This window comes from Parabacteroides sp. AF14-59, assembly GCF_003479515.1.
GTDB lineage: Bacteria > Bacteroidota > Bacteroidia > Bacteroidales > Tannerellaceae > Parabacteroides > Parabacteroides faecis.
The window spans coordinates 1-12914 of the sequence record NZ_QUHH01000045.1 but is presented as its reverse complement, the minus strand read 5'-3'; the positions used below and the strand labels follow the sequence as shown (position 1 = coordinate 12914).

The following is a 12914-nucleotide window of genomic DNA, read 5'->3' as shown; positions in this document are numbered from 1 at the left end:
TTTTACGCAGACAATAGGTGCCAGCGAAATTAACGAATTCCAGAAAGAGCTCGGAACCGACAAAAGATTCCCCCCGTTATACCGAACCTTTTGCATTTGCTCAAAAAGGAACAATCAAGGCTACCTCGTATGACCGAACTTTCGACAAGAGCAGTCCGGTTCCCGTAAAAGAGTTGGATATTCCGGCATCCAACTACACTGTCATTTATCCAAAAGACGAAAAAACAATAGCGATGTTCGACGGCAACGGATATACGACATTCTATTTACCGAAAGGAAAACAGGAAATCCGTTTCCCGGCTGTAAAAAGAAACAAGATACGGTTTGTAGCAACTCGCATCATCGATAATCAACCTCTGGCAGGGATCGGCGAGTTTTCTGTAATTACAGAATAAATTGTACAGGCACATAATCCTTTGATCCAATTCAAAGATTATGTGCCATACAATACAAAGAGAGTCTTGTGCTGTTACGAATTATACTTATTTTCTATATCCCTTTTCCGTTTTAATGCCTCCAAGAAATAATAATCAGCATAGTTGAGTGGAACATCTATTTCACCATTATGAGGTATACTTCCCACACAATGCATTAATAGAAAATTCCCATTCTTTCCCAATTCCGCACGATATGCCGGAGAAGCCAAGCTCTCCATAATACGGTCAGCATATGCCTTATATATCTGCGGTTCAGAGACTCCCATCGTCGTTATCTCATATAAGGCAGAAGCGATACAAGCCGCAGCCGAAGCATCCCGATAGTCATTTGGTATGTTAGGAGCATCCATATCCCAGTAAAAAATAAAATCATCAGGAGTATTTTTATGAGTAAACATAAAATGGATTGATTTTAACGCCTGGTCTATATATTTTCGGTCTCCCGTTTCACGATAACAAAGCGTTAACCCATAGATACCCCAGGCTTGCCCACGGCTCCATGCCGATTCATGTGCATATCCCTGTGCAGTATGACGGAAACGAACGGAACCATTCTCCATACTGTAATCTACCACATGATAACAGCTGCCATCCGGACGATACTGTTCCTTCATGGTACGATCCACATGGGAAACAGCAATCTTATAGAATGTCGAATCGCCGGACAATTTTGTTGCAGCAAATAATAACTCCAGGTTCATCATATTATCAATAATGACAGGACATTCCCAACCGCGTTCGGAAATCCATCCCCTGTCAACATTCCAGGACTGAATGATACCCGCCACAGGCCGGAAACGGGTCGATAAAGACCGGGCTGCCTCAACAATCACATTTTTATACTCCTCATTTCCTGTTAAACGTAATCCATTGCCGAAACTGCAATAGATCATAAAACCGACGTCATGATTCCATGTAATGTTTTTGGCATCCTTAACCTCCTCTGTATACTTTCGGGCTATAGGTAACAACGTCTTATCTCCCGTCAATTCATACAAATACCATATAGAACCTGGAAAAAAACCGCTTCGCCAGTCGGTCAGATTACAGTAATAAACGGAGCCGTCTGAATTCAATGTAGTCGGATTCATAAACTTACCGCTTTCTTCAATAAGTTTTATCTCATTACCTATCTGTTTATGGGCAAACTCAACATTTTCTTCAATAAACTCCTTCTTCACTTCACTACATGAAATCAACGCAGCACAGAAAGCTATACCCATTAAATACTTCATTTTTACCATATTTATATATTTATTTTTGATGTAATTACATGTCTAATCTCCTGATAATAAAACTTTGATTACCTGTATGGTGCTATTTGAGACCGAAGCTGATAAAACCGTATAACCTTCTATAAGTTTTTCATTTTCCGTCTCTCTTTTTGCCCTTTTTGTTGTAAACGAAGCATTAACCGGCGATTCAATCTTCAAAGAGAATGATTTACCATCTTTTCGTAAAATTGCCGTATTTCCATTACACTCAACATCGGCAGAAGTAATCACAGACCATTGTACCGATTGCTCCGTATTTTTTAACCCTACGCTGTCCGTAATCATTATCCGGGTATCATCCAATAAACAGAAAGTTCGGTAAACAAAGCGGCTCTGTTCCTGATAAGCCGTACTCATATCCATTGTTACAAAAGGGCGAACAGCTTTATCGTCACAATCTTTGATCTCTCCCATCCCAGCTGAATTTTGTAATTGATTATCGATCGACAGAGTATTATGACTAAAATTGGAATTCCTGAAATAAGTCCACCTCCGGCCGTCCGGCTTATAATCCCAGAATCCGGGCAAACTGTAATTATCCGTCCCCAGATCATCAGTCCACCTTATCCCGTTTGTTTCTACAATGAAAGTTCCGATATCCAACTGTTGATGTGCCATATCCGGATCGCCGGTCTTAGCGATCAGATAAATACTGTTGGATACATTCCTGTCTCCATTAAATACAACAATATCATTTATTCCTCTGTAGACGTTTAACTTCGGCAAGGTTTCTGAAGCAGAAAAAGCTGTATCATACCAGGGAATAGACAAAAAATAAAATCTGAAATAATTCCCGCTTTGTACTGTTTCCGAAAGGACCTTCCTATAAAACGATGCAGCTTCCGGCTGATTGAATGCTTTACTGAAATAAAAATAAATAGGTTCTGCTGTCGGCGCCGTACTTCCGGAATTAGCAAAATTAAATATCTTGCCTGAAGGACTTGTGCTATGCATATAATACAAAACACTTTTATCCACACCCTGCATTTCAGAAAGCCCGAAATCCTGTCCGAGATTATCATTCAAAGCTTTTAATAAGAGCGAAAGATACATATTGGTATATCCCCAATAGGCAGGTCCTTCATAACAAACTCCATCCGGTGCCAGATGTTTCAGACAATTAGGTACATACTTTACAGCTTCACCGATAATATGTTGAGTAAGTTCAGGATAATATTCCTCAATGGCTAAAGCTCCTAATACCATCCCTGTATTACAAACCACATTCCAGTTCGTCTCACGTTTGGCCCAAGAATCACTGTTACCGTTTTTATACTCTTCGACAACAAGATCCAATGCTTTCGTTTTAATAGAACTGACAATCAATCGTTTTGTCACAGGAGACAGCACATCATATAACCAGTCATATCCAATAGCAACCGCAGTCGTCATTTCTGCAACATCTAGATAATGGGCTGGATCCCAATCCTGATAATTACAAACATGCACCAATTCCTTTTCTGCCTTCTCAGCAAACCGTTTATCTCCACTGAGCCGGTAAGCCAGGGACAGGTTAACCATTCGGTATACCTGTTCACGACTGACCGACAATATATCTTTCGTCTGTTTAACCTTCATGCGCGGATCCTCCTGTAATGGAACAACCAATAATCGTTCCGCTTCCTTCATCAAACCGGCACGTAAGCTATCCAATAAAGGTTCTCTACCCACTAAAGCCTGAACTCTTTGTTCTTCCTGTTTACTAAACAGTAACCTGGGATGCTGCTGCAACATCCTTTCCCGGAAAAGGACCGATGTTTCTTTACAATTGACTACCAAAGAAAACAAGAAGAATAAGCTCACTAAACCAATAAATCTCATAAATTGATACATTAAAATTACATTTTGAATGGATTTACCATCCCGGATTCTGCTTCAACGCTTCGTTGCGCTCTATCTCCACACCAGGTATAGGCCAAAGCATATCCCGTTCGGAAAATTTATGAGTATAGATAAACTCACCATAAATATTGATTGCATCTACCTCACTCATAGCCTTGCTTGCTATTTCCCATCCCCAACGGCGCAAATCACTGAAACGTAATCCTTCTCCCGCAAACTCAACAGCACGTTCTTTTCGTATACGTTCAGCCATCTGCTCTTTGGATGTAACAAGCATCCAGGCAGGACCAGAGTTTAATCCGGGCATATCCACTCTGGCTCTTACCTTATTGAATTCGGTAACCGCTTTATCCAATTGGTTATTTTCATTATAGGCTTCCGCCAACATCAGCAATACATCCGCATAACGAATCAGAGGAAACTCAAAAGGAGTGTGTAAACGGTCACTAATAGCTCCCCCAAGATCATATTCAGCTACAAATTTGCGATACAAATAAGATATCCAACCTTTATTATTTCGTATGGTTCCCTGATTTTCATTTCCTTGCACATTATGGTCCATCGCAAACAACATATCCCGTGGAGTCGTCTTTCCGATACAACCTTTATAAATAGAATAAGGGACAATCAAAGTAGCCATCATACGAGGATCCCTGCTTTTATATACATTCAATATTTGCGCTGTATCTACATCTCTCAATCCAATAACAGCCCCTGACGCATCCATATCTACACTAAACAATTCTTTACGCTGATCCGGAGTAGCTTCATTGTATCCGGGAAAAACATCATTCCAACTGAAAGGACGGCCATCTTTGAGTTCATACATATCTGCCAATTGGGTGGAAGGAACAGTATTGTTCCAACAACTACCAAACGCACTGCGTGTCCCCATCAATGCTTGCATAGCCATACCATACTCTGTTCCGACACCACTTTTATTCTGTACAGAAAAGATCATCTCAGAACTCTTATCTCCATTATAAAGTTTAAATATATGAGCATAATCAGTGTCTAGGTCATATCCATAATTGTTAGACTTGTTATTGACAATCTCTTCAAAATCCGCAATAGCATTCTGCCATTCTTTATTATAAAGATAAACTTTTCCACGCAAAGCATAGGCTGCCCCTTTCGTCGCACGACCATAATCAGAATCATTATGCCTGACCGGAAGATAAGCGACAGCCTCATTCAAGTCACTGATGATATGTACACGGATCTCTTCCGCGGAGCTTCTGGGTTTCTTCAAGCCAACGTATTCCACATTCAGATTCGTCGTTTCATCATAGTAAGGAACACCGCCGTATAAGTCCAACAGAGTAAAATAAAACATTCCCCGCAGGAATCTGGCTTCAGCCATATACTCCTTTTTTTGTTCCTCGGTAAGAACATCCATAGTCGGTATGACCCGAAGGTAGCTGTTAGCTCTCTGAATCCCATCATACATCGTTTGCCATTTGGATTGAATTTCTGCTGAACGATCAGAATAAGTACCCAGATACATCATATAATAGTCATATCCATAAGCAATATCAGCCAGGTGATCGAATAAAAACTGGTAACCGTAGGCGTGATTATCCCGCAACATGCCATAAATTCCCATCAATCCTTGTTTCGCATGTTCTTCCGTTTGGTAGAAAAGGTTCTCACTTACTTTATCACCGGGATAAGTATTAAGATCATAACATCCGTTGAATGTGGCAGATGTCAATAAAATAGAAATATATATCAGTATTTTTTTCATGGTTCAAAATATTTAAAAGGTAAGATTCAGTCCAAATGTTGTTAATCTCATTGTTGGATACTTAGTACCTGATATTTCCGGGTCAAGCCCTTTATATCCCGTAAATGTCAATGCGTTATCTATACTGACATAGAAACGAAGGTTATCCAGCAACAATTTCTGGGAAAGCTGCTTCGGGATAGTATATCCTAATTGTATATTCTTTACCCTTACATAGGATCTGTCCTGGACCCAAAAGTCGCTGGCTACACTGTTACGTCCATCACTGTAATCCAACAAACGCGGATAAGTAGCATCTGTTCGCCCCGAATACCAGCGTCCGTCAGCAATTGTCTTATTAATCTGATTACCCCGGCGAACTAAAGGCCAAAAGCTAGCTCCATCCTGACCGCTCCAGTACTCTTTCAGTCCAGTTGCCCCCTGAAGAATACATGAGAAGTCCAATCCTTTCCAACTTGCTCCGAAATTGAAGCCAAAAGTGACAGTTGGATTGGTTCCATTACCAACCATGATACGGTCTTTATCCGTAATACACCCGTCACCATCAATATCTTTATAAAGGAAATCACCCATTTCCGGTTTTTTATACTGGGAAAAAGCATCCGGATTTTTCTCTTCCATGGTCCGGACCAATGCCAGATCCTCTTCTGTCTGAATAATACGATCTACGGAAAGGACATACTGAATATTGATTGGTTGTCCTTCCAATATCATATTAGTCCCACTAATAGATGGTTCATCACCTTTAAATTTAGTTACTTCGTTTTTTACGTATGATACATTCCCTCCCACGAAGTAATCTACTTGCCCGATACGGTCAGTCCACGTCAGATTTAATTCAAGACCTCTGTTACGAACCTGAGCCGCATTTGATTTAGGGACAGTTGCATTCCCATGCACTAACGGAGCAGGTAAATCAATCAGGATTCCCTTAGTATTTTTTACAAAGAAATCAACATTTCCACTCAATTTTGAAACACCAAAATCAATTCCCACATTTGTTAAATAGGTCGTCTCCCATGTCAAACCGGCATTAGACAAGGCCCTTTGCGCCATCCCAATCTGTACGGAATTATTCAATGTATAATTTGAGGCAGAATAAAACATCTGATAATCATAATCACCTACCGAATTGTTTCCCAATGAGCCATAAGAAGCACGTATTTTAAACTGGTTGACAAGATCTATATCTTTCATAAATCCTTCTTCACTCATACGCCAACCGGCAGAAAATGAAGGGAAGAAACCTCTTCTGTTTTTTCCTGCAGCAAACCGGGAAGAATTATCCATACGAAGATTGGCTTCAAACAAATATTTCTCATCCCAGTTCAGGTTTACTCTTCCAAAGAAAGAATGCATAGCCCAGTTAGAATAGTTTCCTGTCGCTGTAGCATTGGCCGTTGCGGCATTCAATTCCGTCATTTCCGGAGCGATTAAATCTTCCTTACTGGCCTGGAACCAATTATAACGATACGCTTCCTGGCTACCTCCGACTGTCGCCTGAATATTTAATCGGTCTATATCTGTTTCATAACGAATAATTCCATCCATATGATTCCGTACCCATTTTTCGTCGTGATTGGTCACTTTTGTCTTTCCTGTTCCGGCAGTCTGGACAGTATTACTATACAAATTCCATATATCATGAAACACGGGCTGTTCATAACGGTATCTATTTTGAAAATCATATGTATAAGATCCTTCTATGGTCAATCCTTTAAAAGGTCTGATCTGTGCATAAAAACGCGATACCATTTTATTTGTTGTCCGATTTCCCTTTGTACTGTTTAACTTACGCAATATATTATTGGTACCAGACTGGGCATCATCTTCCGGATTATTGACACCACCATACCGCCCGTCTGGTGCCTGGAAACACATCCCAGGAGTCGTTGCCTGCAAATGTGTATAAAATAAACTGCCTGTACCTTCTGTCTGGATCAATCCCAGATCTTCTTTTCCACGATAACCATAGGCATTAACTCCAATCGTAAACCATTCTTTGACTTCCGCATCCAGGTTCACACGGGCACTATAACGGTCATAACCGGAATTTTCCATAATTCCCGGATTCTTCAGATAATTTCCGGATATGAAATAATGAATTTTATCAGAACCTCCGGTAATGGATATGGTATGATTTTGCAACCATCCTGTTTTGAATGCAGCATCTTGCCAATCCGAATTCGGATATTTTACAAGATCACTATTCCCGGCAGCACGCCACTCGTCTATTTTTTCCTGACTAAACGGTGCCGGCAGATTACTGTTTCTTTCTCCTTCATTAAACAGTTCCATATAATCTGCATAGTTGGTGACAAGGTCCATACGATGAGCAACCTGTTGCATAGTTACATAACCGTTATAAGAAATTCTGGAACCGCCTGTTTTACCTTTACGGGTTGTGATCAGGATAACACCATTAGCAGCACGTGAACCATAAATTGCAGACGAAGCAGCATCTTTCAGCACAGAAATACTTTCCACATCCTGCGGATTAATATCGTTCATACTCCCCGGAACCCCATCAATAACAACTAATGGATCAGAATTATTCAAAGTACCTTGTCCGCGTACCCGTATAGTTGCTCCATCATTGCCAGGCCGCCCTCCACTACCTTGTGTCACAGATACACCGGCAGCCATACCCGAAAGTCCTGCTGACAATGAAGTAATAGGACGGCTATCTACCATCTTACTCATATCAACAGATGATACAGCTCCTGTCAAATTCACTTTTTTCTGTGTTCCATATCCCACAACCACAACTTCATCCAAGGCTTGTGAATCTTCTTTTAATTGGATCATAAAAGAGTTTTTTCCATTTACCGGTATACTTTGTTCAATATAACCGATATAAGAAACCGTCAATACAGCACTAGGAGACACCTGTAAAGAAAAACGTCCTTCCATATCAGTGACCGTTCCGTTAGTAGTTCCTTTTTCTACTACATTCGCTCCGATTACCGGTCCCTGTGCATCTTTTACTGTTCCCGTAACAGTCACTTTCGCTTGTTGGGATAATAGCAACTTTTCCGTTATACCTTCCCCGGCACTAACCGGATTGGCTTGGACTATTCCCACGGACAAGAATAGTGTGGCCATTCCTGCAAACATTGTTTTCCTAAAAAAAGGAATGTTCAAATCATTCGTCATAAATAGGTAGATTTAGATTAATAAATTCAGATAAACTCTGAGGCAAAAATAGCCGGGTACACAAAAAAAGACCTATACATAGCGTCCGTTTTTTATATACACACAGTCCAAATAGAAGATTTAACTATTTGATTATAAATGATTAGCTATTTCACTTCTCTTTTTTCCGAAATTGAGCCGGCGAAACCCCGAATTTTGTCTTAAAACAACGACTGAAATATATGGTAGAAACAAATCCCAGTTGATCCGATATTTCACTCACCAACATATCCGGCCGTTCCTGTAGCAGAACCGATGCACGTTTGATACGCTGATTTTGTATAAATTCACTCGGCGTCATACCTGTAAGATTTTTCATTTTTGCAAAAAAAGAACTACGTCCCATATTCAATTCACGGGCAAGTATATTCACATCGAAATCCTGGTCACCCATATGTTCATCTATAATTTCTACAATACGATTCAGTAATTTCTGGTCCAAGGAAGTAGAGGCCAGCAACTGTACATCAAAATCACCTTGCTGAGTCAATCTGGATTTCAGCAATAAACGATTACGAATTAAATTATTACAACGCATCAGTAAAACTCTTGCATGGAAAGGCTTACTCACATAATCATCAGCTCCCTGCTGGAATCCTTCAATATTATACTCAACAGAATCAAGGGCTGTCAACAAAACGACAGGAATATGGCAAAGATCAATATTATTCTTAATTTTCATACACATTTCCATGCCACTCATCAGAGGCATCATAACATCACTGACCACCAAATCCGGTTTTTCCTCAATAGTCTTTCGTAATCCTTCTTCTCCATTTCCAGCTAATATCACCTGATAAAAAGGACTAAACAAGGTATTTAATATTTGTATCAACTCCTCATTATCTTCCACTATCAGTATCTTATAAGAACCGACCTTCAGATCCGGAAAAGTAGTGTTCATCTCTTTGTATTCTTCCGGTAAAACGGAATCCGGCAACGATCCCCGTTTGATCATAGGCTCTTCCGGAACTTCCAGAAGAATGGTATTTCCATCATTCTCAAAATGGGCTTTACCTTTTAATAAGGTAATCGTAAAAATTGTACCATATCCTAACTGGCTTTGTACCGTAATCTCTCCATGATGAAGGTTGACAATGTTCTTACTCAATGCCAGCCCTAATCCAGTTCCCGGATTGGCCTTAGACAGTTGTTTCCCGTTTTCCGCCTGATAAAAACGGTCAAAAATACGTGACACATCACCAGACGATAGTCCGATACCCGTATCGATCACTTTTATATGAACATTATTCTCATCCGGAGAAATATACAAATCTACCACACCTCCCGGTTTAGTATATTTGAAAGCATTGGACAAAAGATTATAAAAGACCTTTTGCAGTTGATTGGAATCAAACCACAGCAGAACATCATTTTCTTCATGATGAAGATTAAAGGAAATCGTTCGTTGAGCAGCCAATTCACAATACGAAAGATAAATATCCTTCAAAAAAGGAACCAGATTTTGTTCACAGACACGCAACGAAACATAATTCTGCTCGAGTTTCCTGAATTCCAACAATTCGGAAATCATATTCCTCATGCGAGTAGCATTTTTACTAATCTTAACAATCCTATTATATAAAGTTGGAGGAAGTGATGAACTCTGGAGCAACATATCCACCTGACTGAAAATAAGCGTCAGCGGAGTCCGGAACTCATGGCTGATGTTAGTAAAAAAACGTAGTTTGGCCTGATTAAGTTCTTCATTCCGCTCTTTCTCTTCTCTTTCTTTCTCAAGAGAAAGGGCCAATCTTCTTCTGGCATTTATCGTGCGAATTGTCAGATAAACAATTATAATGGTAGTCAGGGTATACAGAATCCATGCCCAGACCGTATTATACCAAGGTTGTGCAATCAGGATGTTCAGAGAAATTTCACGTCGGTTCATCAAGTGCTGCGGTAAAATCTTTTCACGAACCAACAGTTTATATTCCCCGGGATCCAGATTCGTATAATAAATACTGGAGGAAAAAGAGGATACCCAATCTTCATCAAAACCGACCAGTTTATATTGATATTCATTATTCTTCTGAATATCAATATAATTAGTAGTTGCAAAATTTATGATCAGATTGTTTTGTTTATTATTCAGGTGAATCGACTTATTAAAAGGAAAAGACTCTTTCAAGATCCCGCCCGAAACAACCCCCGGATATATTCTTTTATTATGGATATACAGCTCCGAGAAATATAAAGAATAATTCTTTTCCTTTTGATCCAGATCTTCCCGGAAGAAAGAGGCAAGCCCGTCATTTCCTCCGACAAACAGTTCATTATTTCTGCAAACCAAAATACCACATCCATCCGCAATTGAAGTGATAGGCAAATTTGTTCCCAATGTCACAAACCGGGTATTTTCATTGGAAGGATTCAAAAAAGTAATACCCTTATCGCTGGTAACCAGTAATTCTCCCGAATTTGTTTCCGCAACATTATAACAGTAATTACTTAACAAATGCCCGCTTCCCTGTGAGTAATGGATAAAGGAATCGGATTGTTTATCATACCGGTATAAACCTCCTCCCAAAACAACAAAATAAATATCGCCACTATTGGTCGTAATAATCCGTTTAGGTTCAAATTGAATACCGTATTGAGGCAGAAAATATTTTTTCTGATTTTCCGGATCAGCCAGTCTAATCCTGATAAGGGAAGTTCCGATCATAATCCATATATTCTCTTCCTTATCAATCGTAAAATTCTGTGCATTTCTACATAACCATTTAAACTCACCCGTACCAAGATCCATAACAAAAGTCCCGTTCATTGCACTCACATATAACTTATCATTATGAATCATCGTGTGAAAAATAATACCATCCGGTTTCACATCTTCTTTCTCATAATCATCCAAATAATTATGAAAAATACCGGTTTTTATATCAAACCGAGTCAGTCCTCCATAGTGCGTACCAATATATAACTGATCCCGTTTTTCGTCATACGCAATACATTTCAGATTATTCTGTAAGACAGAATTAGAAGGTCCCGCAGTAAAATATTTGAATGTACGCGTTTTACGGTCCATAAAATTCAACCCGCCTCCTTCGGTACATATCCAGATATTACCATTCTTATCCTCAGCCAAATGGCCGACAAAAGAATAATTCAAACACTCTTTCCGAAAAGGATTATCCGTATAATGAGCAAAAATTTCCTTCTCCGGATTAAAATAGTTCACACCTCCATAATAGGTTCCTACCCATATTGTTGCCTGCATATCTATATAAACAGAAAATACGGAAGAATGAGACAGACTACCCGGTAGATGGTCCTGTCGGTACACAGTAAATTTATCTGTATACGGATTATATTTATGTAATCCTAAAAAGGTTCCGAACCAGATATTCCCAAATCTATCTTCTGCAAAACTCCGTATCTGATTGCTTTCTATATGGTAAGGTTCCGCATTAGAATCCGAATACCAGACGACCTTCTCATCCGGCATTATCCTATACAGTCCTCCGGTACGGCAACCAGCCCATATTTCACCTGAAGTACTTTCAAATAAACGGTAAAATTCCGGTCCGTCAACCAGACAACGTGCTTTTTCTCCTTTTTCAATCACATATAATCCTTCATACGTTCCAACCCAAATTTTATTTCCAGAGACCAGCAAACTGGAAATATCCGGTATATCTTCCTCCGTATAAAGCAATAAACTATCCCCTTTTTCATCATAACGGCAAATCATGCCATCATACCCCGTCCATATATCACCATTTGAGGATATGACCGTTTTTGCCTTATATTTCCCAATCACATGGAACTTTTCTTCCCGGATATCATACCTCACCAAAGAATCACATGTTCTGAAAAAAATATCTCCCTGCCGGTTACCGACCAGATGGTCACATTCATGCCCTAACAAAACATTTATAGAACTCTCCTGGTCCGGATTCTCCCATCCCTTGTATACCCGCATTCGTTCTCCGTCATACACACTAAGCCCTTCACGCGTACCGAACCACATCCGTCCCAGCTGGTCCTGATAAATAGACATAACAGAGACCTGCGATAATCCGTCACTCATACCAAGATGCTTAAAATAAACCGGATAAATAACTTGGTGAATGAACAAAAAACACAACAATATCAGTAGTTTTTTCATCTTATTTACGAAACTAAATAAAAGAGTCTTCTTGTATCCCCGCTTATTCACAATTACATTATGAATTATACAAAGATAGAGATATTTTATTCACTGCAATATCAATTGTTCAGTCTTTCGATAGTTTGTTTGCCGCCTCTGCCCGATCCTCTGCCAGCAATCTCAACAGCCGTTCTTTCTTCTGATAGGAAAAATAGAAACGTAAAACCGAATAAGGTAACAGCAGAACCAGGCGAACGATGTTCGACTTCCCATAAATATAAGCGGGTATTTTATGACCGAGCATTCCCATATCTTTTGCCTCT

Annotated in this window: 6 protein-coding genes and 1 pseudogene; 1 reads left to right on the top strand and 6 read right to left on the bottom strand. The window is 39.6% G+C overall.

Features of this window, described 5'->3' with window-relative positions; genetic code table 11:
• The first annotated feature begins 17 nt into the window (after positions 1–17).
• Positions 18–395 (top strand): FN3 associated domain-containing protein, encoded by a 378-nt coding sequence (locus tag DWW23_RS25900; protein ID WP_229801137.1) that lies wholly within the window; start codon positions 18–20, stop codon positions 393–395.
• Positions 396–469: 74 nt separating this feature from the next.
• Here the strand turns inward: DWW23_RS25900 and DWW23_RS25895 are convergent, their stop codons facing one another.
• The 6 genes and pseudogenes from DWW23_RS25895 to DWW23_RS25870 all read right to left on the bottom strand — a co-directional run.
• Positions 470–1681 (bottom strand): glycoside hydrolase family 88 protein, encoded by a 1212-nt coding sequence (locus DWW23_RS25895; protein ID WP_122357349.1) that lies wholly within the window; start codon positions 1679–1681, stop codon positions 470–472.
• Positions 1682–1714: 33 nt separating this feature from the next.
• Positions 1715–3532, bottom strand: a complete 1818-nt coding sequence (locus DWW23_RS25890; RefSeq protein WP_229801138.1) for a heparinase II/III family protein — start codon at positions 3530–3532, stop codon at positions 1715–1717.
• Positions 3533–3566: 34 nt separating this feature from the next.
• Positions 3567–5300, bottom strand: coding sequence for a RagB/SusD family nutrient uptake outer membrane protein (locus DWW23_RS25885; protein ID WP_122357347.1), 1734 nt, complete (start codon positions 5298–5300; stop codon positions 3567–3569).
• A 12-nt stretch (positions 5301–5312) separates the two neighbouring features.
• Complete coding sequence (locus DWW23_RS25880) at positions 5313–8456, bottom strand: TonB-dependent receptor (RefSeq protein WP_122357346.1); 3144 nt, start codon at positions 8454–8456, stop codon at positions 5313–5315.
• Positions 8457–8607: 151 nt separating this feature from the next.
• Positions 8608–12531, bottom strand: coding sequence for a hybrid sensor histidine kinase/response regulator transcription factor (locus tag DWW23_RS25875; RefSeq protein ID WP_233564463.1), 3924 nt, complete (start codon positions 12529–12531; stop codon positions 8608–8610).
• A gap of 187 nt (positions 12532–12718) precedes the next feature.
• A pseudogene (locus DWW23_RS25870) lies at positions 12719–12914 on the bottom strand (hypothetical protein); the annotation flags it as partial.

Bases quoted from the DNA above. Each gene is read 5' to 3' on its own strand.
- DWW23_RS25895 (WP_122357349.1), bottom strand. From the start codon at position 1,681: ATGGTAAAAATGAAGTATTTAATGGGTATAGCTTTCTGTGCTGCGTTG.
- DWW23_RS25890 (WP_229801138.1), bottom strand. From the start codon at position 3,532: ATGAGATTTATTGGTTTAGTGAGCTTATTCTTCTTGTTTTCTTTGGTA.
- DWW23_RS25885 (WP_122357347.1), bottom strand. From the start codon at position 5,300: ATGAAAAAAATACTGATATATATTTCTATTTTATTGACATCTGCCACA.
- DWW23_RS25880 (WP_122357346.1), bottom strand. From the start codon at position 8,456: ATGACGAATGATTTGAACATTCCTTTTTTTAGGAAAACAATGTTTGCA.
- DWW23_RS25875 (WP_233564463.1), bottom strand. From the start codon at position 12,531: ATGAGTGACGGATTATCGCAGGTCTCTGTTATGTCTATTTATCAGGAC.